The organism is Aquilutibacter rugosus (assembly GCF_036541335.1).
Lineage (GTDB): Bacteria > Pseudomonadota > Gammaproteobacteria > Xanthomonadales > Xanthomonadaceae > Aquilutibacter > Aquilutibacter rugosus.
This window is the reverse complement of the sequence record NZ_JAZHBO010000001.1, coordinates 624,352-646,751: the sequence shown is the minus strand read 5'-3', so window position 1 is coordinate 646,751 and position 22,400 is coordinate 624,352. Positions and strand designations below refer to the sequence as shown.

Here is a 22,400-nt window from a genome sequence, read left to right as displayed (position 1 = left end):
AATGTGCTCAATATATCGCTGAATTATAATGACGGGCTATGACTGACAAGACGCCGCCGACATTCCAGGACCTGATCCTGCGCCTCAACACGTATTGGGCCCGTCAGGGTTGCGTGCTGATCCAGCCGTTAGATCTCGAAGTGGGTGCGGGCACCTTCCACCCTGCCACCTTTCTGCGGGCCATTGGCCCCGAGACGTGGAATGCCGCGTACGTACAGCCTTCGCGCCGCCCGACCGATGGTCGCTACGGTGAGAACCCCAACCGCCTGCAGCGCTACTACCAGTTCCAGGTGGCGATGAAGCCGTCGCCCGACAACATTGTCGAGCTGTATTTCGGCTCGCTGCGCGAACTGGGCATTGATCCGCTGGTGCACGATCTGCGCCTGGTCGAGGACAACTGGGAGTCGCCTACTCTAGGCGCCTGGGGCCTGGGCTGGGAGGTCTGGCTCAACGGCATGGAAGTCACGCAGTTCACCTACTTTCAGCAGGCAGGCGGTCTCGAATGTCGCCCCGTGCTCGGCGAGATCACTTACGGGCTCGAACGCCTGTGCATGTATCTGCAGAACTGCGACAACGTTTACGACCTGATTTGGACTTACGGTCCCGATGGCACCCCCGTCACCTACGGCGATGTCTATCACCAGAACGAAGTCGAACAATCTACGTACAACTTTGAATACGCCGACGTGGCCGAAATGTTCCATCGCTTTGATGCCTGCGAAGCCGAAGCCAACAAACTCATCGAAGCGGGCTTGCCCCTGCCTGCATACGAGCAGGTGACCAAGGCCTCGCACGCGTTCAACCTGCTCGATGCTCGTCGCGCCATCTCCGTGACCGAACGTCAGCGCTACATTCTGCGCGTGCGCAAGCTGTCGCAGGGCGTGGCCCAGGCCTACTACGAACAGCGCGAGAAACTTAGCTTTCCCAATGCCCCCAAATCGGAGGTGGCCGCATGAGCCGCGTGCCATTACTGATTGAACTCGGCACCGAAGAACTGCCGATGCACGCTCTGCCGGAACTGGCTTCCGCCTTTTACGAAGGCATTCTCGGCGGCCTGCGCGCTGCCGGCATCGAAGTGGACGACACCGGCGCCAAACCGCTGCATTCCCCGCGCCGTCTGGCGGTGTTGCTGCCTTCGGTCGCGCTGTCGCAGGCCGATCAACGCGTCGAACTGCTCGGCCCGTATCTGAATATTGCTCTGGATGCCGACGGTCAGCCGACCAAGGCGCTGCAGGGTTTTGCCGCCAAGAACGGCATCGAGTGGGCCGCGCTGGAGCGCACCACCGACAACAAGGGCGAGCGCTTTGTGTACCGTGCCGACAAGGCCGGTCAGGCCACTGCGGCCCTGCTACCCGAGATCTTCGCCAAGGCCGTTGCCGGCATGCCGATCCCCAAGCCCATGCGCTGGGGTGCCCACGCTTACAGTTTTTCGCGCCCGGTGCATTGGCTGGTCGCGCTGCTCGGCAGCGAGGTCGTGCCGATGTCTCTGCTTGGTGTTAGCAGCGATCGCATCTCGCGCGGCCATCGCTTCATGCACGAAGGCGATGTCGTCATTGCCGAGCCCACTCAATATGTCGCTGCCCTGCGCGGCGCGCATGTGCTGGTCGATCCGGCCGAGCGCGAACAGCGCATCGTCGAACAGGCGACCCGGCTGGCGCAAGAGGTGGACGGTCAGGTGCGACTCGAGCCTTCGATCGTGGCCCAAGTGGTGGCACTGACGGAATGGCCATCGGCGGTCCGTTGCGCCTTCGAACCGGAATTCCTTGAAGTTCCGCAGGAAGCGCTGATCGAAACCATGGAAGCGAATCAGAAGTTTTTCCCCGTGCTCGACGCGCAGGGCCGGCTGAGCTCGCATTTCATTGGCACCGCCAATATCGAATCGCGCGATGTGACCCAGATTCGCAAGGGCTACGAGCGCGTGATCCGTCCGCGTTTTGCCGATGCCAAGTTCTTCTTTGACGAGGACCGCAAGCAAGGCTTGTGGTCCATCAACGAAGGCCTGAGCACGGTGACCTATCAGGCCAAGCTCGGCACGGTGGCCGACAAGGCTGCTCGCGTTGGCATTCTGGCGGCCGAACTGGCGCCGTTGCTCGGTGTCGATGCCGATCTTGCCAAGCGCGCCGCGGCTTTGAGCAAGGCCGATCTGCAGTCGCGCATGGTCAACGAGTTCCCGGAACTGCAAGGCATCGCCGGTCGTCATTACGCCTTGCACCAGGGCGAAGACCCCACCGTGGCCGCCGCGCTCGATGAAATCTACATGCCGCGCAATGCCGGTGATGACATCGCACCGTCGCGTCTGGGCCAAGTACTGGCCATCGCCGATCGTCTCGACACGCTCGCCGGCGGTTTTGCGGCGGGCCTGCGCCCGACCGGCAACAAGGATCCCTTCGCACTGCGTCGCCAGTCGCTCGGCCTGGCTCGTACCTTGCTGCAAGGCGAGCACGAGCTGTTGCTGCACGAGTGGATCGAGCGCGCCGTGGCGCTGCAACCCATCGCCCTTCCCGATGATCTCTCGAGCTACGACATTACGCAGTTCGTGTACGACCGACTGCGCGCGTATTTTGCCGATCGCGGCGTGACCGCTTCGCAATTCGAGGCCGTCAACGCCGTCCCGCACGATTCATTGCCTGATTTCGCCAAGCGTCTGCAGGCCGTCGGCGAATTTGCCGGCATGGACGCGGCGCCGGCTCTGGCCGCCGCCAACAAGCGTGCGCGTAACATTCTGCGCAAGGTCGAAGAGCCGATCGCCACCTCGGTGCGTGAGGACCTGCTCACCGAAGCCGCCGAGCGCGACCTGTTCAGTGCACTGCGCACAGCCCAGGCCGAGGTCGAACCGCTGCTCGACTCGCGCGATTACGTGGGCGTGCTGACGCGTCTGGCCTCGCTGCGTCCCACCGTCGATGCGTTCTTTGACGGCGTCATGGTCAATGCCGACGACATGGACGTGCGCCGCAACCGCTGGGCTCTGCTGCTGCAACTGAGCGACACGCTGGGCGGCGTCGCGGCGCTGGAGCACCTCTCGGCTTAAAGCTTGTGCGAAATGGCGCGCAAGCACGCCCCGGCAGCGTCATTTCGTCGCTGCCAACAGCGCCATCGCGGAATTCGGGCTAAAATAGCTCGCTATTCAGCGCCTGTAGCTCAGCCGGATAGAGTAGTGGCTTCCGAAGCCATTGGTCGGGGGTTCGAATCCCTCCAGGCGCGCCAATACAAAAAAGTCCCCCTTCGGGGACTTTTTTATTGGCTGCGCGGAGGATGACGAACCCCCGACGAGGGGGTTCGAGCCAAGGGCAGGATGCCCCTTGGCGGACAACCGCAGGTTGCGCGAGCATCGCGAGCGTGCGCTAGAATTCATCAAAATAGAAAATATAGTTGCTTTTTGCTCGATAAAAGGTAATTATATTTTTTATGCCGAGAGTAACGCCACCAACACATCCCCGCCACCGAGGCCAGCTTGCCGCACTCGGCGACCGACTGCGCGCGGCAAGACTTCGGCGGAAGTTGACCCAAGCGGTGTTGGCAGAACGCGTAGGGGTCACCTTGCCCACGCTACGGAAGCTTGAATCAGGCGATCCCAGCACCAGCCTGGCCACCGTGGTGCGAGTGTTGCAGGTGCTTGGCTTGGCGCAAGACATCGACAAGCTCGCCGCGCAGGACGAACTGGGGCGCGAGTTGCAGGACAATGAACTGAGGCAGCCTCGTCGCCGTACTTCAAGGAAGGCGTCGACGACGCCGGTGAGGGAATAGGGGTGAACCGGATCGAGGTCTATCTCGACGATACATCGATCGTGGCAATTCCCTCGCGCGTCGGCTGGCTGTTCCAGGATGTGGGCAGACGTGGAGACGTGATCCGTTTCGAATACGACACGGCATGGCTGGCCGACGCACGTGCTTTTGCAATCGAGCCGTTGCTTCCACTCCACGAGGGTCCTTTTCACGCGCACAACCCCTCGCAACCACCGGGTATCTTCCAGGACTGTTCGCCCGATCGCTGGGGCAGGTTGCTAATGGACCGACGCGAAACCATTGATGCGCGCGAGCAGGGACGGCCGCCTCGTGCGCTGCGTGCCTGGGACTATTTAGTTGGCGTGGATGACGGTACCCGCTTGGGGGCACTACGTCTGCGCGATCCGAACGAAGACGCCTATGCAGCGTCTCTCCGACCCAGCGCCCCACCGGCTCCGTCATTGCGGGAATTGGAGGAAGCGGCCCGAATGGTTGAACAAGGCACCGGAGAACTTCTCGATAAACAGATTCGGCAATTGCTGGTGCCTGGCGGCTCACTTGGTGGCGCGCGGCCCAAGGCCAGTTTCGTCGATGAGCAAGGCCAGTTCTGGCTGGCCAAGTTCCCCTCCGCCGAAGACCGGATCGATGTCGGCCTGTGGGAGTTCGTGACCCATCAGTTGTCCCTCGCAGCGGGCATCGACGTGCCTGAGGCCCGGATGCTGTCGCTGTCCGACCGAGGTCATACCTACGCGGCCAAGCGTTTCGACCGCGAGGGCATACATCGGCGGATGTACGCATCAGCCAAGACCCTACTCGATCTGGAGAGTGAAGGTGCCAGTTACTTGGATCTGGCCATGGCAGTGCAAGACAACGGGGCGGCAGAAAGCGTGCAGTCTGGACTGAAAGAGCTGTTCCGCCGAGCGGTCTTCAACGTGCTGGTCGGCAACCGAGACGACCACTTGCGTAACCACGGTTTCCTCCGTGCACCAACCGGATGGACGCTGGCTCCTGCATTCGATGTCAATCCGAACCCGGACAAGGATGTGCATGTGTTGGCATTGAACGAAGCCGATCCGACACCCGACACTTCAATCTTGATCGCGCAACACGCTTATTTCCGACTAAGCGCCGACGCGGCCCAAGCCATCGTCGAAGATATTCGCGCGGCAATACGCAACTGGCCGGACTTGGCAAAGCGGCTGGGCGCCCAACGCCACGAAGTCTCCCTCATGCATGCCGTCATCGATCCTGACCGCTGACGGAATTTGCATCCCCGCTGCCCCGCACCTAACGCATATGTGATCAGAGCAAATACTCACTCCCGGCGCACCCTGGCAACCTATCCGCGGTATAATGATTACGTCGGCCACAAAGCCCGCACCGCCGGAATCCGCAACGGTTTCCGCGCAAGGTCTGGAACGATTTAGACCGCTTTCCTCCAGCACACCCATCGCAGAGCATCACCGCGATCAGGCAGCTGCCGGAGTTGAACAAAATCCCCACCCCTAGCTTTAAAAGATGACCACCGGTCATGCGCTGCATGGCCCAACGTTTTACCGAATACCCTGGCTCGCCTGCGAGCCCGGAGACCGCCGAGTGTGGCGGTCACACGAATCGCGAACGCGATGCAGTACCACCAGCTGTCCCTCAAACTTTGAAGGAGATACAACATGACTCAAGTAACCAAGCGCTTCTCGGAAGCCGTCGAATACGCCCGCGCCGCGCATGATGGCCAAATACGCACGGGCACGAACATTCCCTACCTGTATCACCTGCTCGGTGTTGCCGGTTATGTGCTGGAATACGGCGGCACCGAGGATCAGGCCATCGCCGGACTTCTGCACGACGTGCTCGAGGACTGCGGTGAAGAACACGAGGCGATCATTCGCGAACGTTTTGGTGACACGGTAGCCGCCATCGTCAGTGACTGTACCGACGGCACCGCAGCAGCAAAGGCCAGCCACGCCAGCCCCGAAGCCAAGCGGGCCGACTGGCTGCACCGAAAACTCACCTACCTCGACCACCTCAAGATCGCACCGGAGATCTCCTTGCTGGTCAGCGGCTGCGACAAACTCCACAATGCGCGATCCATCGTGCAGGATCTGGAATCGCCATCGGTTGGCACTAAGGTGTTTCAACGCTTCACCGCCAAGCGCGATGGCACTTTGCAGTACTACGAATCCCTTGCACGCATCTTTACGGATCGGCAAATACCCATGGCGGCCGCGCTCGGTGCGACCGTGCAACGCATGCACGACCTGGCCGATGTCAGCGAACGGCGCACACTTGAACTTACTGACTGACGAGCTAAGTTGAAAGATTCGCAATTCACCGAGAAAGACGCCATGAACGCTGCGTACCGGGACCGTCCGATGCTGCATCCACTACAGGCCTACGCGTTGTCCGCGGTGGCACCGTTTTTCGCCGCTGCCACTCTGAGTGACTGGCAATACTTCACGTCGGCCCAAATCCAGTGGCTGAACTTTGCGGCCTGGTTGCTGGTGGCAGCACTCCTGTTCACCGCGGTGGCGGGCTTTTGGGCCCTGGGACAGGGCATCGTCCAAGCGAAATCCCGCAGCACGCGATTTTGGCTGTTCTTTGTGACCTTGCTGGCCACGGCGATTACCGGCACGGTCAATTCCTTTGTCCATGCACGCGACGCCTAGGGCACCATGCCCACCGGCCTCACACTGTCGCTCGTGACGCTGATTCTGGCGATCGCCGCGACGTGGCTGGGCCTGACCTCGAGCAACAAAGGAGACCACGCATGAGCACCTCATTCAGAACGCTCCGTCCTACCTTGATGGCATTGGCTGTCGCTGCGACGCTGGCGGCCACGCACCCAAACTCCGGCCCAAGGACTTCATCGCCGGCACGCTCAAGGCCAAAGGCAACACCTCGGTCAAGAGCGGCAACCGCATCACCCTGCCGCGCGATACCAAGGGCGACGGCAGCTATGCCTTCCGCATTGTCTTTGCCGACAATCTCGATGCCCCTTACGGCCTGGCGCTAATCGGCAACACGCTGTTCGTGGCCAACCAAGGTGCGCTGGTGAAATTCACGTATTCCGATGGCCAGACCAAGGCGGCCGATAAACCGGTGACGGTGACGGAGCTACCTTCGCGCATCAATCACCACTGGACCAAGGCGCTGACAGCCAGCGCCGATGGCAAACACCTCTATGTCGGGATCGGCTCCAACAGCAACATCACCGAACGCGGTCTCGACGCCGAGGAGAACCGCGCCATGGTCTGGGAAGTGGATGCGGCGACCGGCGCCCACCGTGCCTTCGCCACGGGTTTACGCAATCCGACGGCACTGGCCATTCAACCGGGCACGGGCATGCTGTGGGCGGTGGCCAACGAACGCGACGAACTCGGTCCGAACCTGGTGCCGGACTATCTGACCTCAGTACGCGAAGGGGCGTTCTACGGCTGGCCGTATAGCTACTTCGGCCAAAATGTAGATACCCGCGTGCAACCGCAGGATCCGGACAAGGTGGTGTTTGTGCAGTTTCGCGATGGCAAGCCGGTCGGTGAACCGATCGATTTTGCGTCCGGATTCCCGTATGGCAAGGGCGGTACTATGGGACGCCCGGTGGGCGTAGCCGTGGATCCGCGTGGTGCCTTGCTGATTGCCGATGACCTGGCCAACACCATTTGGCGCGTCGCGCCGAAAGCACCGACTTCGGCCGCGCCGGCAGTTACCGGGAGCGTCGCTACCCCTTGTTGATCGTTTCACTAATGCAACAATATGTAGCAATTGCGACAGTTTATTATGAACTGTTGCATGTATATAGTAGTGCTCATGGCTAGGAACAACGGCTACCCAACTGTCATAAGGACTCGAAAACATGAACAACGCATTGAACCTGGCAGGCCGTATTCTGCTCTCCCTAATCTTCATTCTCTCCGGGTGGAGCAAGATCGGCGGCTACGAAGCGACCCAAGGCTAATTGGCCTCGATGGGTGTCCCGGGGCAGCTGCTGCCGCTGGTCGTCGCGCTGGAACTGCTGGGCGGCCTCGCCATTGCCTTTGGCCTGTTCACCCGCTGGATCGCTCTTGCACTGGCCGGCTTCTCGGTGGTCGCTGCACTGATTTTCCACAACCAGTTGGGCGATCAAGCCCAGTTCATCAACTTCTTCAAGAACTTCGCGATGGCCGGTGGCTTCCTGATTCTGGCCGCTAACGGCCCGGGCGCCCTGAGCCTGGATACCTGGTTGGCCAACCGCCGCACCAAGGCCTGACCGACGGGCGGTCACTGACCGCATTCGGACCAAGGGGAGTGCGGCCACGCACTCCCCTTTTTTTAGGATTTTTTGATCATGAAGCGTCTTCCGACTCTGTTTGTTTCCCACGGCTCGCCGATGTTCGCCATCGAACCGGGCGTGTCCGGCCCTAATCTGCGAGCCCTCGGCGAGAGATTGACTCCCGACGTGCGCGCCATTGTCGTGGTCTCGCCGCACTGGCAGACCATCGGCATCAAGGTCGGCGCCACGCCGCAGCCCGAAACCATCCACGACTTTGGCGGCTTCCCGCCGGTGCTCTACACGCTGCAATACAACCCGCCGGGCGAACCCGCTCTGGCGCAACGCGTGGTGCAGATGCTGCAAGCTGCCGGCCTGGACGCCAAGGCGGATCCTTCGCGCGGGCTCGATCACGGCGCCTGGGTGCCACTGCGCTACCTGCGCCCGCAGGCCGAGTTGCCGGTGATCCAAGTCTCGATGCCGCACAATCTCAACGCCCAAACCGCCTATGAGCTGGGCCGCGCCCTGCAACCGCTCCGTGACGAAGGCATTCTGGTCGTCGGATCGGGCAGCCTGACCCACAATCTGTACGAGCTGGGCCAGGACGTTCGCGACCCCGAATACGCCCAGGCCTTCGCGGACTGGGCACGCAACGCCGTGGAAACCGGCAATGCTCAGGCCCTGATCGATTACCGCGGACTTGCACCCTACGCCGAACGCGCCCACCCGACCGATGAACACTACCTGCCGCTGGTCGTGGCGATGGGTGCCGCCGGCTCCCAAACCAACGGCACCCTGATCGAGGGCGGTATGACCTACCGCACCTTATCCATGGACTCGTTCCTGTTCGACGCCTAAGGGGTATGTTCAGGTACTGATTCAGGTCGAATTTGTACTGCGTGACGTCAGTCACAGGGAGGGGTTGTGGGGCATCCCCAGTTATCGCATCAGCTGGCTGAAACGTTTCTGTCCGCGCCGTTTGAAGAGAACGGGTGGGAGACGGCGCTTGGCGCCCTGGCTAAACCGACGCATTCGACGCAGGGTAAACTCATTACGGTTGGCGATGAATCGCTGATCAGGCTCAACCTGACCACCGACATGGATCCGCGCTTTGAGCAGGACTTTGTCGCGATCACCGGGGGTTCTGCGTCAGGCACTGCTGGCGCCCCCTGCTGCTCCCGTTTCCGCACTGCTTTGGATCCGCAGCGGCGCGCAACCGCATGAAGGCGCGGCCGTCGAAGTGTTTACGCTGCCCACACGGGAGTGGAAGCTCGGCTTTGGCCCGCGGGTGCTGGTCGCCGTGCACGCTGCGGAGCCCCTGGATGTGGAGCGTGCGCATCTGCTCGAGGCCGCGTTGCGCCTGTCACCGGCCGAGGCCACCGTCGCCATGCTCCTGGCGCAGGGCAAATCGCGTGAGCTGATTGCAGGTGAGCGCCATGCTTCGACCCAGACTGTCAATGCACAGATCAAGAGCATTTTCCGTAAGGCCGATGTAAACCGCGAGGCGGAATTGGTGTCGTTGATTAATGATCTGCTGCGATAAATCCCGGCCCTGACTTAACCGTCACACTTTTTCACGGCGCTCCCGATATCATGTCGGGATGTCTGTCCGCGCCCCTCTGACCTTGGCCATTGCGTTGGCCCTCTGCTCACCTGCTGTCGCCCACGCGGCCAAAATCACCGATGTCCGCATCGAGGGTCTCGACGTTTCCATGACGGAAAATGTGCAGCTGGCCCTCAGTGCGATGGACTCGCTCAATAAGGACGTATCCGATCGGCGCTATGCCTATCTGATCAAGCAGGCCGAGCCCGAGGCGCGCGAGGCACTGGAGCCGTTCGGTTATTACTCACCGGTTGTAACGGTCGAGCAGCAGAATTCGGCGGCCGGCACGGTGCTGGTGATTCGCGTGGACAAGGGCGAACCGACTCGAGTGCGTGAATCGCGCGTCGTCATTCAGGGCGAAGGCTCCGATGACTTTTATCTGGATCAGGAGCTCGAGGCGTTCTTTCCGCAGGTCGGCGATATCTTCGACCAGGAGATCTACGAACAGTCCAAGTCGCGGATCACACGACGCCTGGCAGAGCGTGGCTATTTTGACGCGGATTTTCTGACACGTCGGGTCGAAGTGACACGTGCCCTGCGCGCCGCCGATATTGATCTTTCATGGGAAAGCGGCAACCGTTACGACATGGGCGCCACTACGATCACGCAGGAGCCGCGCACGATTATTCGGCCGGAGATCCTGAAACAGTACATTTACTGGAACGAAGGCGACTATTACCACCAAGGTCGTCTCGATCGCCTACGCGACTCCTTGTCCAAACTCGATTATTTCAGCGGCATTGAGATCGAACCGCATCCTGAGGAAGCGGTCGATTTCCGCGTCCCGGTGACGGTGAAACTGACGCCCGCCAAACGTAGTGTCTATACCGCCGGCTTGAGCTACGGCACCTTTAGCGGACCCGGTGTCCGCGGCTCCATTGAAAAGCGATATCTCAACGATCGCGGTCACAAAGCGCTAGCCGATCTGGACTGGGCCCGCCGCCGCAAGACCTTGACCTTGCAGTACCGCATTCCCGCGTTGCGCTGGCGCGATGGCTGGTACACGTTCTCGTTGCAGGGCTTCGATGAGCAGACCGACTACATCAACAATCGCCGTCTGACCTTTGTGGCCAGCCGCAGCGGCAACATCACGCAGAACCTAAGTGCCATCGTGGCGATGAACGGTATTCGCGAACGCTGGTATTTCACGGCCGAAGACGATGGCAATCCGGACACCCCGATTCCGTTTCATTACGCCAATGCGTTTTATCCCTCGTTCTCCGTGCATTACACACGCTCCGACGATCCGATCTTTCCGCGCGATGCGTTCGGTGCCAATGCCGAATTGCGCGGTGGTGTGGCCGATGATGGCGACAACCGCACCACCTTTGCGCAACTCTCGGGCTCGGCACGCTATTACCGCGGAGTCGGCGTTAATGACCGCCTGATCACACGCGGTGAGTTCGGCTATTCGCGCACGGATATTCAGTTTCTGCCGCCGGCATTGCGTTTCTATGCCGGCGGTGACCGCAGCATTCGCGGCTACGGTTGGCGCGAAGTCGGACCGCGCATCGGCACCGGCGATGACAAGTTCCCGATCGGGGCCACCAAGATGCTGACCGGCAGTGTCGAGTACGAGCATTACTTCAACAAGTCCTGGGGCATGGCCGCATTTGTCGATTCGGGCTCGGCCTGGGACGACAAGCCCGAGTGGCAGACCGGTGTCGGTGTCGGCTTGCGCTGGCGCTCGCCGGTGGGCCCGCTGCGAGTGGATATTGCGCGTGGGCTCAATCACCCCGATAGCCCCTTCCAGCTGTACTTGAATATCGGATCGGATCTGTAAGGCATGGCAACCTGGCGACGCGGACCCAAGCACGATCCGAACCTGACTCCCGAAGAGCGCGAGGAACGCATCCGCGAGTTGCGCGATCGCCGCCGTCGCCGCATGCGCTGGTTGGCGATTCGCTCGGCCATTGGTCTGGGCGCGCTGCTGATTGCGGTCGCGGCCTTGCTGTACTGGTTGCTGACGACTTTCGGTGGTCGCGATGTGCTGCTGGCGCAGATCGTGGCGCGGCTGCCGGCCGATGCCACGCTCACATGGGAACGTGCCGAAGGCCCGGCCAAGGGTCCGCTGATTCTCTACGGCGTCAAGTTTGACTACAGGAACACGCACTTCACCGCCAAGCGCGTCATGCTCGACCCGGACTTGCAGCCGTTCCTTGGCCGCCAGATGCGCATGGATCGCATTGAGATCAGTGATGCGACCTTGACTGTGCCCAAGGACGACAAGCCCTTCGAACTGCCGTCGTGGCCGGAGTCGCTGCCGCAGATCAATCCGCCTTTGAACGTGCAGTTCGACAGCGTGGATATCCGCCGCCTTGACGTCAGTCAGACCAACACGCACTGGGCCACCATCCGTCAGGCCAATTTGTCACTGGCAGCCAAGAAGGGTTTCCTGCGGATTGATAACCTGCGCGCCGATACCGATCGCGGTTTGTTCAAACTCGACGGCGAATACGAGCCCGCCGATGACTATCGGATGGATATTGTCGGAAGCGCCTACATGCCCAACGCCGCCGGTGCAGCACCCGGCCATTTGGGAATCGCCGCCAAGGGCGATCTGAGCCGCATGGACATCGTGGCACGCGGTGCCGCTCCGCATCCGCTGTTTGCTGCCGTTAAAGTCGTCGGCAAGGAAACCCCGCGCTGGCAACTGGTTGCAAACACCAAGGGCTTTGATCTGGGCGCCATTACCGGTGCGGCCGAAGGCATCCCCATGGTGCTCGATGTGGCCGCAGGCGGTTACAAAGGCAATGCCGATATCCGTCGCGGGTATTTTGAGCGCGGGGAGATCAAGGTCAACGTGTTGCCTTCGAAGATTTCACTCAATGAAAAGGTGCTGACGGCTAAGCCTCTGGTGGTGGAAACCTTAGGCGGTCGCGCCACGCTCAACGGCACCGGCGATTTCAGCGACCCGCAGAACGGCAAGATCGATTTCCTTGTCAATGCGCGCAATTTTAAGTGGGGCGGCGGCGCCGGTCAGCCGGCCGTGCATGCCGATGGCGATTTCCGCATTGCCGGCACCACCGGCAAGTGGGTTGCCAAGGGCAACGCCAAACTGTTGCGCGGAGCGCAGCGTGCCAACGTCGATTTCGACGGCACCGGTAACACCAAATCCGCACACATCCGTTCGCTGACGGCGCGCATGCCCGAAGGCACCTTGCTCGCCCGCGGCGATGTGGCCTGGGATCCCAAGCTGTCCTGGAAACTCGACACGCAACTGCGCGGGTTTGATCCCTCGTACTTTGCTCCGGGTTGGAAGGGCTCTCTGCAAGGCATCGTCGCCACGGCCGGCGGCGTACGTGCCGATGGCGGCTTGAACGCTTCGTTCGTCGCGCCTTCGTTGGGTGGCACTTTGCGCGGCCGTCGTTTGGCCGGTCGTGCCACGGTGGTCTATCGCGGTGCCGCCAACGCCAATCAGATCGCGCAATGGAGTGGTGACGTCAACGTGACCTCGGGCGCTTCGCACCTGATTGCTAAGGGTGTGATCGGATCGCAGCTCAATGTGGATGCGCAGTTCAATCCGGTCGATCTGAATGATTTTCTGCCATCGGCTAACGGACGACTGCAGGGCACGCTGAATCTGCGCGGTCCGCTGAAAACGCCCAATATCAAGGCCAATTTGAGCGGCAGCAATCTTCGCTACGGCCAGTGGACGGCAGCCACTTTGCGCGCAAATGGCGAGTTGCCGTGGCGCGGCAGCAACGGTGTGCTCCATCTCGAAGGCACCGGCCTGAATGTCGGTATGCCGTTGCGATCGGCCCGCATTGATGCCCGCGGCGCCCTCGAAAATCTGAGCTTTGATGGCGACGGCACCGGCGATTTCGGTGCAGTGGCCCTGCGCGGTACGGCAGTACGGAACGGCAACGCCTGGTCGGGTGGCTTGAATGCGTTCCGACTCAATCCGCCCAAGGGTGCAGCCTGGACCTTGAACGCACCTACGCGTTGGGTGTGGGATGGCGCAGCGGGTGGCCTGACCAACGCCTGCCTGTCGTCGTCGGCCGGCGGCTCGCTGTGTGCCACCGGCAACTGGCCGCGTAGCGGTTTCAATATCGCCGGCCGCAATCTGCCGCTGACTTTGTTACTGCCTTATCTGCCTAAGCGTGCCGACGGCACTTCGTACGATTTCCATGGCCTGATTGATATCAACGGCAACGTGCGACCCGTCGCGGGTTCGTGGCGCGGCACGGCTCACATCACCTCCGCCAACGGTGGCATTCGCTTAAATGCCGGCGACTCGCGCGACACCGTGTTCTACAACAACCTGGTGCTGGACGGCACGTTCGATCCGGACGGCTTCAACGCCACCTTGGCCACGCGCTTGAACAATCAGGGCGATGTCCGCGGCCAGCTCAAGTCGGGCTGGAGCACGATCTCGCCGATGAGCGGCAACATCGCGGTCAACACCAACGATCTGACGTTACTGGAACTGTTCTCGCCCGACATCGTTGATCCGCGCGGCAGTCTCAACGGCAATATCCTGCTCGGCGGTTCGATGAACTCCCCGCGCATCGGTGGCAATGCGGTACTCAGCAACTTCTCGTTTGAATTGCCGTCGCTGGCCACCGCCGTGACCAATGGCGATCTGCGCCTGATCGGTAACGCCGACGGAACCGCTCGCCTAACGGGTTCTGCACGCATGGGCGACGGCACGCTCAACGTCAACGGCACGTTTGGCTGGAGCAATCTCAACTCACCGATCGTGGTCAACGTCACCGGCAAGAATCTGCTGATCTCGGACACGCGCGACCTGTATGCAGTCGCCGATCCGAATGTCGAAGTGAAGATCCAGCCCGGGCAGCCGATGAGCGTGACCGGCCGCATCTTCGTGCCCGATGCACGCATTGACCTGGAGCGCCTAGACCGCGGCTACAGCGCGTCCGATGACGTCGTGATCCTCGATCCCGCCGATCCTGAGTATAAGCGCGGCAATCCCCTCGATATGAATCTCGAAGTGGCGCTCGGCGACAACGTCAATCTACAGGGCTTTGGCCTCAAGGGCGTGGTTGATGGCTCCCTGCGCGTTCGAGCACGCCCGGGACGGGAAATGACCGGCACCGGCAGGTTGAATATTGATGGCACCTACACGGTCTACGGGCAAAAACTCGACATCACGCGCGGTCGTCTGATGTGGTCGGGCAACTCCATTGCCTCGCCGTCCCTGGATATCCGCGCGCAGCGTGAAGTGGGCAACGTCACCGCCGGCGTGGACATTACCGGCCGTGCCACCGCGCCCAAGGCCACTATCTGGAGCAATCCGGCTACGTCGCAATCCGAGGCGCTGGCCTATTTGGCGCTGGGCCATTCGCTGTCGTCGGCATCGCGTTCCGACATCCGTCAGTTGAATTCGGCGTCGGCGGCACTGTCTGCGGGCGGTTCGCTGCTGGCATCGCAACTGGGTGCGCGCATCGGTCTGGATAGTGCCGGCGTCACCGACAACCGCACGCTCGGCTCGGCCGTGTTCGGCATCGGCAAGTATCTGTCGCCGCGACTGTATGTGTCGTACGGTGTGTCGCTGCTCGGCACCGGTCAGGTGCTGACGCTTAAGTACCTGATCCGTCAGGGCATTTCGGTCGAGATCGAGCAGTCGAATATCGAGACCAAGGCCTCGGCCAACTGGCGCTGGGAACGCGACTAAACTCGCGACTGGACGGCCGTCGTCACCGGCTCGCGCGCCTGGCGGGCCAAATGCACCAGCAATAGCGAGATACCGGCGGGCGTCATGCCCGGAATGCGCTGTGCCTGGCCGATGCTGGCCGGACGCACGGATTCGAGCTTCTGCAGCAACTCAGCGGACAGACCGGTGACCGCGCGGTAATCAAATGCCGCCGGGATGCTGCGCGACTCGTTGCGCTTTTGCTTTTCGATGGATTCGGCTTGGCGATCGAGATAACCCGAGTACTTGATGCCGATCTCCACCTGCTCGGCGGCCGCCGGATCCGTCAGTGCAGGACCAAAGCCCGGCACCGTCATCAGCGTGGCGTAGTCCATCTCCGGACGCTTGAGCAAATCGGCAGCGCTGTTCTCACGCGTCAAGGTCAGACCGGCGTGTTCGGTCAGCGCCTTGCCCAACGTATTGCGTGGACCGGCCCACAGACCTTGCAGACGCGCGGCTTCTGTTTCGACGAGTTCACGCTTGGCGCTAAACGCCGACCAGCGGGCGTCGTCGACGAGACCGAGTTCGCGACCGGTCGGGGTGAGACGGAGGTCGGCATTGTCTTCGCGCAGTTGCAGACGGTATTCCGCGCGCGAGGTGAACATGCGGTACGGCTCGTTGGTGCCGTGGGTGATCAGGTCATCGACGAGCACACCGATATAGGCCTCGTCACGACGCGGAGTCCAGCCCGGCAAATCCTGCACGGCACGCGCTGCATTGACGCCAGCCAGCAGACCTTGGGCCGCCGCTTCTTCGTAGCCGGTGGTGCCGTTGATCTGACCCGCAAAATACAGGCCTTGGATGCCCTTGGTCTCTAACGTGGGCTGCAAGCCGCGCGGATCAAAGAAGTCGTATTCGATAGCGTAACCGGCACGGGTAATGTGCGCATTCTCAAAGCCGATGATGGAGCGGACCAGGTCCAGCTGCACATCAAACGGCAACGAGGTGCTGATCCCGTTCGGATAGATTTCGTTGACGTCCAGGCCTTCGGGCTCGACAAAGATCTGATGCGATGCCTTTTCGGCAAAACGCACCACCTTGTCCTCGATGCTGGGGCAATAACGCGGGCCGATGCCCTCGATCTGGCCGGTATACAGCGGCGAGCGATCGAGCGCGTTGCGAATGATCTCGTGGGTCCGCTCGGTAGTGGCCGTGATCCAGCACGAGACCTGCTGCGGATGATCGGCGGTGCTGCCCATGAACGACATCACCGGGCGCGGGTCGTCGCCGCGCTGCTCTTCCATCAGGGCGTAATTGAGCGTACGGCCGTCAATGCGCGGAGGCGTGCCGGTCTTGAGCCGGTCAATGACGAAGGGACCGTCGCGCAGCTTTTCTGCCAGAGCGATCGAGGCCGGATCGCCGGCGCGACCCGCCGTATAAGTGGTCTGACCGATGTGCACCTTGCCCGCCAGGAACGTACCGGCCGTCAGCACCACTGCCGGCGCGTTGAACCGCAGCCCGGTATTGGTGACCACACCTGCGGCCCGTCCGTTTTCAAAAACGATGTCATCGCAGGCGGCTTGAAATACCGTCAGATTGGGTTGGTTCTCGACCGCCATGCGCACAAATCGGCGATACAGATTGCGATCGGCCTGACAGCGCGTCGCCCGCACTGCCGGACCTTTGGATGCATTCAGTCGGCGCCATTGGATGCCGGCCGCATCGGCCGCGCGGCCCATGATGCCGCCCATGGCGTCAATTTCCTTGACCAGATGGCCCTTGCCGATACCACCGATGGCCGGGTTGCACGACATGGCGCCCACGGTCTCAACGTTGTGCGTCAGCAGCAGCGTGCGCGCACCGGCCCGCGCCGAAGCCAAAGCGGCCTCGGTCCCGGCATGACCACCGCCGACAACGATGACCTGGAACTGATAAAAGGAATTGGACATTTGGCCTTATTTTACAACGACTTAGGCGCACTGAACGCAAAAGGCCCGGCGTTAGCCGGGCCCCTTGTCGAACCGAGTACCGATTACGGCTCCTGCGGTATGCGCTTTTTGCTGCCCTCGACGGCACGGCGAGTGACGCCCGAGTACGCTCCACGCGGTGGCGAGCTACGCTCAACGCGTTGTGGCGTTGCGGCACTTTGCACGCGACCGCCGGTACGCGGGCCCTGCGCATCGCGGCGGATCTGATCCAGATCCCGCCAGCCCGGCTTGCGGTTTGGCGTGCGGTCGACTTGGCCATCGGGACGCGGACGCGGACGGACCGGATAGCGCGGATAGCCATACGACGGATAACCGTAGCCGTATGAGGACGGGTAGCCATAGCCGCTGTAATAGCCGTTCGGATAGCCGTAGCCATAGGACGGGTAACCGTAATAACCGCTACCGACACTGACGCCGACGCTCGAAGAGCTCGGGTAGCCATAGTAGTAATTACCGCGGCCATTGCCGTAGGCGGTCTCGCCATAGGTGGCGCAGCCGGTCAGTGCAGCGACCGACAGTGCGCCGACAATTGCAAATTTACGAATCATGGTGGTAACCCCTTGGGTGGATGTCTCTGAGCCTGCGGCCAGGGCATTGAATCGCAGCTTAATTCTGCCGGGAGCACAAAAAAGGCACACCTGCCGTTCAGCAATGTGTGCCTTCCTGGCCCCGATGCCAACCGGCACCAGGTACGGACAATCCGTTGTGACTAAGCCCTAAGGCTTAGGCAGCAGCGTCCTTCAACTTCTTGAGCGGGCGAACCTTGACCTTAACCGAAGCCGGCTTGGCCTTGAACATTTGCTCTTCACCCGTGAACGGGTTGATACCCTTGCGAGCCTTCTTGGCCGGCACTTGGACGGCACTGATCTTCAGCAGGCCCGGCAGGGTGAATGCACCGGCACCCTTCTTGCTGACCGAAGCGGCAACCGTTGCTTCGAGGCAAGCCAGCACGGCGCGAACGTCTTTTGCGGCAACGCCGGTGGTGTCGGCGATATGGGCAGCCAGACCGGACTTGGTCAGCGCCTCTTTAATCGGCTTCATGGTCTTGGCGGCAGCTTTAGGAGCAGCCTTGGTGACGGCCTTTTTAGCGACGGCCTTTTTTGCGGTTTTCTTGGTTGCCATTTGAATCCCCGGGGGACAAAAGTTGAAAGAACAATTCGGACTCGGTCGGAACGCATCGAGTTCTTGCAATCTAGAACAAAAAAACCTTGAATTCCAGTCCTTTCCCGAAAATTTTTTATTACTGTCATTCGGGATCGCGACGACGCACCTTCAATGACGAAACGGGAACGCGGACTTCGTCCATGCCGGCATGGCGAATCGGTGCATCGATTGGCGGTGCCCATGCCAGTGCACGAATGACTTCCCAGGATGCAGGGAGCTCATCGGACACGCCGTCCGTCCATTGCGCATAGGCCTGTGCAGCGCGCGCAAATCTCGACTTGCCGGTGAGCGAACGCCGCCGCTCGCTCATCGCATTGGTGGCGCCAATCGTTTTCAGTGAACGCAAAAGTGCCTGAAAACTAGGGTGTTTTTCAATAATCAGGTCACGGTCCAGCACCGGATTGCGGAATCCTGCGGCGACCAGCGCATCGCCCCATTGCTGGATATCGGCAAACGGACTGACGTGCGGGGCGTCGTCATCGGCCTGTGCAAAGGACATGCGCAGCTCGTGCAGAGTCATCGGACCGAAGGTCGAGAACAGCAGCATGCCGCCCGGTTTGAGGACGCGACGGAAGCCGTTGAGGACGGCAGGCAAGTCTTCGATCCACTGCAGACACAGGTTCGAATGGATCAGGTCCACGCTGTGATCGGCGACGGGCAAGGCACGCGCATCGGCAAGAATCGGTAGCGGTTCGCGCGTTTTGCGCAGACGATTGCGCAAACTTTGCAGCATGCCCGCAGGTGGATGGGCCTGTCGCAACATGCCGATGGCAAGGTCAAGCGACAGCACGGTGGCTTGCGGAAAATGATTCTGCAGCCAGCGTGAGCCGGCGCCGGTACCGCTGCCGAGATCCAGAATCACCTCGACAGGTTCGGGGTGAAAGATCGGATCCTCGATGTAGTCGATCGACTCCAGGAGTTCCTCGCCAATGCGGCGCTGCAATGCGGCACCGGTGTCATATTGCGTAGCGGCACGCGAGAACGCGTGACTCACTTGGCGGCGATCAAATCCTGACATTGCCATCGATCCAGTTACGTAGAGCGGAATTAAAACGATCGGGTGTACTTAAGAAGGCCGCGTGGCCGGCACCCGCCAGTATGTGTGACTCGCCGCGGGCTGCCATGGCGGCGGCTGCCGTGAGCGTATCGGGCGAGACCAGGCGATCGCGCGCACCACCGATCCACAGTTGCGGAACGTTTAGTCGGCTGACACGGGCGCGCATATCGCAATGCTCCAGCAGATCCAGGCCCTGCTCGAGTGCGTGCGCCTGCGGCATACCGTGGCCGAACGCGAGCTGCTCGAGATCCTGCAGAGCCGGATGAGCGCGGGTCACGCCCAGCACTTCGAGACGCAGAAAGTCCGTGACGGTGCGACGCGCATCGGTGGCAACCGCCTGCCGCATGCCGGTCAGAACCGAGGGACGCAGGCCGTGGGGCCAGCCTTCGCGCTCGGCAAAAGAAGGAGTGGATGACAGCATTACCAGACCGCGAGCCTGCGATCTCTGTGCAGCGGCTAAGGCGAACAGGCCGCCCATGGACCAGCCGATCCACAGGGCATCGGGCCCGATGCGCTCACCCAGTTGCGCGGTGACGGCGCCGTCAGGGTCAAGCGGCAGGTCGCAGTCGCGCGAGCGGCCGTGGCCCGGCAAGTCGACGCAATGCACGGTGGCGATGTCGCTTAGAGCTTGCGCGGTGGCTTCCATCAGGCCGGAATTCATGGCCCAGCCGTGGATCATCACCACCGGCAACGGACCGCTGCCATGCGTGACGATGGCAATCTCGGTGTTCGAGCTCATACGGCCAAGGCCTCCAGTAAGGTGTCCATGTCAGCTTGCGTGTGGGCGGCACTGACCGTGATGCGCAGGCGCGCCGTGCCTTCGGGAACCGTGGGCGGACGAATTGCACTGACCCAAACGCCCCGCTCCCATAGTTGCTGCGAGCGGGCCAGGGCATCGGCATCGCTGCCAATCGGCAAGACGAAGATGGCGCTATCGCCACCTTGTAGTGGCACGCCCAGCGCATCGGCGCGTTGTCGTAAGTAGGCGCGATTGGATGTCAGTCGTGCCACTGCATCGCCGCTTTGAACCGTGCGGATGTGCTGCGTGGTACGTGCTGCCAATACCGGCGGCAAGGCGGTGGTAAAAATGCTCGGGCGCGCGGTCTGACGCAGATGCGCAATCAGTGCGGCCGAGCCGAGCAGCGCCGCCCCACCGGTGCCAAGCGCTTTGCCGAATGTCACCAGACGCAGATGCGCGTGCTCGCGGCCAATGCCTTCGCCATTTGGACCCAGTACGCCGATGCTATGCGCTTCGTCGAGGTAGAGCAGGGCGTCCGGGTCGGCGGCGCGCAGGGCGGCCGGGTCGGCCTGATCGCCATCCATGCTGAACACGGCATCGCTGGCAATCAGTTTGAGCCCGCTGACCGGCGTTTGCAGTTGGCGCTGCAGACCGTCCATATCCAAGTGCGGATAGCGACGGCGCACGCAGCCGGCCAGTTGCGCGGCATCAAGCAAGGAAGCGTGGTTGAGTTTGTCCTGTACGCACAGATCATCGGGGCCGCACAAACCGGTAATGGCGGCCAAGTTGGCCTGATAGCCGCTGCTCAACAGCAAGGCGGACTCGGCGCCCAGCCACGCGCACAGGGTGCGTTCCAGCTCGACGTGTTCGACGGTGTGACCGCTGACCAGATGCGCGGAACCACTGCCCGCCGCGCCCTTCCACGCGTAGTTCGAAGTGCGTGCAGCCAGCCCCAGGTAATCATTGCTGCAAAAATCCAGCAGCTCGCTGCCGTCAACGCGCACGCGCATGCCTTCGCGCTGCTCAACGGTGCGATAGGTACGCTGCCGCGAACGCGACTGCAATAAGGCGGAGGTGGCCTGTAGCCGCGCCGTCCAGCCCGAAGGTATCGACGCCATCAGGCGGCGCAGGAATCCTCGGCAATGTCCGCGTGCACGGTGCCCGAGGTTTCGCAGTGGGGCATAGGCTCAATACCCAGGCGCCGGAACAGTTGCATGTCGGCATCGGCCTCCGGATTGGCCGTGGTCAGCAGCTTTTCGCCGTAGAAGATGGAATTGGCACCGGCCAGGAAGCACAGGGCCTGCAATTCATCGCTCATGGTTTCGCGGCCGGCGCTCAGTCGCACCATGGACTTGGGCATCAGCAGACGCGCCACGGCAATGGTGCGGACGAACTCGAACGGATCCAGCTCGGACTGTTCGGCCAAGGGGGTGCCTTCGACACGGACTAAGCGGTTGATTGGCACGCTGTCGGGATGGGCCGGCAAGTTAGCCAGCGCCCGCAGGAAATCGGCGCGCTGATGGCGGGTCTCGCCCATGCCGACAATGCCGCCGCAGCAGGTTTTCATGCCGACGTCGCGGACGTGTTCCAAGGTGTCCAGGCGGTCCTGGAACTCGCGCGTGTGGATGATGTCGCCGTACATCTCAGGCGAGGTATCAATATTGTGGTTGTAGTAGTCGAGGCCGGCCTCGCGCAGATCGCGGGCCTGATCGGCACTGAGCATGCCGAGCGTGGCGCAGGTCTCCAGACCCATGGCTTTGACGCCTTGGATCATGGCCGCCACTTTCGGGATGTCACGGTCTTTGGGCGAACGCCAGGCGGCACCCATGCAGAATCGCGTCGCACCGTTGGCCTTGGCTTGGCGGGCCTTTTCGAGCACTTGCTCGGTGTCCATCAGCTTGGTGGCCTCGACGCCGGTGTGATAGCGCTGCGCTTGCGGGCAATAAGCGCAATCCTCGGGACAGCCGCCGGTCTTGATGCTCAGCAGCGTGCTGACTTGCACCTGATTGGCGTCGAAGTGTTGGCGGTGGGCCTGTTGTGCCCGCTGCATCAGGTCGGCAAAGGGCAGGTCGAGGAGGGCCCGGACCTCGTCGCGGCGCCAGTCATGGCGAACCGTAGCGGCGGGGGCTTGGCTGACAACGGACATCGGAATTCTCTGATCGTAATGAAACGGGCAATTCACCAGTCTGTTGGCGATGGCCATTTCTGTCAACTCAACACGCCCGGGTATGCATGTTTCCCCCTAGCCGTTCGCCTTCGCGTCGGTGGCTCGAAACCTGGCTCC

19 protein-coding genes, 1 tRNA gene and 1 pseudogene are annotated in these 22,400 nt (G+C 61.7%); 14 read left to right on the top strand and 7 right to left on the bottom strand.

All coding sequences use genetic code 11. The features are described 5' to 3' along the window. Positions 1–38: 38 nt before the first annotated feature. From glyQ to V3390_RS03025, 14 genes and pseudogenes are all read left to right on the top strand, one after another. The gene (glyQ, locus tag V3390_RS03090; RefSeq protein ID WP_331703306.1) at positions 39–956 is read left to right on the top strand and encodes a glycine--tRNA ligase subunit alpha; all 918 of its coding nucleotides are present in this window, start codon (positions 39–41) and stop codon (positions 954–956) included. Then, positions 953–3,028 carry a glycine--tRNA ligase subunit beta gene (gene glyS / locus V3390_RS03085; protein ID WP_331703305.1) on the top strand — a complete coding sequence of 692 codons (2,076 nt, stop codon included), beginning with the start codon at positions 953–955 and terminating at the stop codon, positions 3,026–3,028. The genes glyQ and glyS overlap by 4 nt, the downstream gene beginning before the upstream one ends. A 99-nt stretch (positions 3,029–3,127) precedes the next feature. Then, positions 3,128–3,204 (top strand) — tRNA-Arg (locus V3390_RS03080). A gap of 201 nt (positions 3,205–3,405) precedes the next feature. Beyond that, positions 3,406–3,744, top strand: a complete 339-nt coding sequence (locus tag V3390_RS03075; RefSeq protein WP_331689367.1) for a helix-turn-helix transcriptional regulator — start codon at positions 3,406–3,408, stop codon at positions 3,742–3,744. Positions 3,745–3,746: 2 nt separating this feature from the next. Then, the gene (locus tag V3390_RS03070) at positions 3,747–4,982 is read left to right on the top strand and encodes a type II toxin-antitoxin system HipA family toxin (RefSeq protein ID WP_331703304.1); all 1,236 of its coding nucleotides are present in this window, start codon (positions 3,747–3,749) and stop codon (positions 4,980–4,982) included. Between the two features lie 411 nt (positions 4,983–5,393). Beyond that, a complete protein-coding gene (locus V3390_RS03065) occupies positions 5,394–6,026 on the top strand; it encodes an HD domain-containing protein (protein WP_331703303.1) in 633 nt (210 codons plus the stop codon). Between the two features lie 42 nt (positions 6,027–6,068). Continuing rightward, a complete protein-coding gene (locus V3390_RS03060) occupies positions 6,069–6,389 on the top strand; it encodes a hypothetical protein (protein WP_331703302.1) in 321 nt (106 codons plus the stop codon). 163 nt (positions 6,390–6,552) lie between these two features. Next, positions 6,553–7,455: pseudogene (locus tag V3390_RS03055) on the top strand (PQQ-dependent sugar dehydrogenase); the annotation flags it as partial. Positions 7,456–7,687: 232 nt separating this feature from the next. Then, positions 7,688–7,969 carry a DoxX family protein gene (locus V3390_RS03050; RefSeq protein WP_331703631.1) on the top strand — a complete coding sequence of 94 codons (282 nt, stop codon included), beginning with the start codon at positions 7,688–7,690 and terminating at the stop codon, positions 7,967–7,969. A 78-nt stretch (positions 7,970–8,047) separates the two neighbouring features. Further along, positions 8,048–8,827 carry a dioxygenase family protein gene (locus tag V3390_RS03045; RefSeq protein ID WP_331703301.1) on the top strand — a complete coding sequence of 260 codons (780 nt, stop codon included), beginning with the start codon at positions 8,048–8,050 and terminating at the stop codon, positions 8,825–8,827. Positions 8,828–8,893: 66 nt separating this feature from the next. Then, entirely contained in the window at positions 8,894–9,193 is a 300-nt protein-coding gene (locus tag V3390_RS03040; protein WP_331703300.1) for a hypothetical protein, read from the top strand. A gap of 16 nt (positions 9,194–9,209) precedes the next feature. Next, entirely contained in the window at positions 9,210–9,512 is a 303-nt protein-coding gene (locus V3390_RS03035) for a helix-turn-helix transcriptional regulator (RefSeq protein WP_331703299.1), read from the top strand. A gap of 58 nt (positions 9,513–9,570) precedes the next feature. Next, entirely contained in the window at positions 9,571–11,355 is a 1,785-nt protein-coding gene (locus V3390_RS03030) for an autotransporter assembly complex protein TamA (protein ID WP_331703298.1), read from the top strand. A gap of 3 nt (positions 11,356–11,358) precedes the next feature. Further along, entirely contained in the window at positions 11,359–15,210 is a 3,852-nt protein-coding gene (locus V3390_RS03025; protein ID WP_331703297.1) for a translocation/assembly module TamB domain-containing protein, read from the top strand. On the opposite strand, the gene mnmG is transcribed toward V3390_RS03025, so the two are convergent. The 7 genes from mnmG to bioB form a co-directional block, all read right to left on the bottom strand. Next, complete coding sequence (gene mnmG, locus V3390_RS03020; protein ID WP_331703296.1) at positions 15,207–17,117, bottom strand: tRNA uridine-5-carboxymethylaminomethyl(34) synthesis enzyme MnmG; 1,911 nt, start codon at positions 17,115–17,117, stop codon at positions 15,207–15,209. The genes V3390_RS03025 and mnmG overlap by 4 nt on opposite strands. Positions 17,118–17,200: 83 nt before the next feature. Then, positions 17,201–17,704 (bottom strand): hypothetical protein, encoded by a 504-nt coding sequence (locus V3390_RS03015; RefSeq protein WP_331703295.1) that lies wholly within the window; start codon positions 17,702–17,704, stop codon positions 17,201–17,203. Positions 17,705–17,879: 175 nt separating this feature from the next. Further along, positions 17,880–18,278, bottom strand: a complete 399-nt coding sequence (locus V3390_RS03010) for an HU family DNA-binding protein (protein ID WP_331689355.1) — start codon at positions 18,276–18,278, stop codon at positions 17,880–17,882. A 124-nt stretch (positions 18,279–18,402) separates the two neighbouring features. Continuing rightward, complete coding sequence (gene bioC, locus V3390_RS03005; protein ID WP_331703294.1) at positions 18,403–19,344, bottom strand: malonyl-ACP O-methyltransferase BioC; 942 nt, start codon at positions 19,342–19,344, stop codon at positions 18,403–18,405. After that, on the bottom strand, positions 19,325–20,116 hold the full coding sequence (bioH, locus tag V3390_RS03000; protein ID WP_331689353.1) for a pimeloyl-ACP methyl ester esterase BioH: 792 nt from the start codon (positions 20,114–20,116) through the stop codon (positions 19,325–19,327). The genes bioC and bioH overlap by 20 nt, the downstream gene beginning before the upstream one ends. Further along, positions 20,113–21,234 (bottom strand): aminotransferase class I/II-fold pyridoxal phosphate-dependent enzyme, encoded by a 1,122-nt coding sequence (locus tag V3390_RS02995; protein ID WP_331703293.1) that lies wholly within the window; start codon positions 21,232–21,234, stop codon positions 20,113–20,115. Before V3390_RS02995 ends, bioH begins: the two co-directional genes overlap by 4 nt. After that, a complete protein-coding gene (bioB, locus tag V3390_RS02990) occupies positions 21,234–22,262 on the bottom strand; it encodes a biotin synthase BioB (protein WP_425492989.1) in 1,029 nt (342 codons plus the stop codon). The genes V3390_RS02995 and bioB overlap by 1 nt, the downstream gene beginning before the upstream one ends. Positions 22,263–22,400 lie beyond the last annotated feature (138 nt).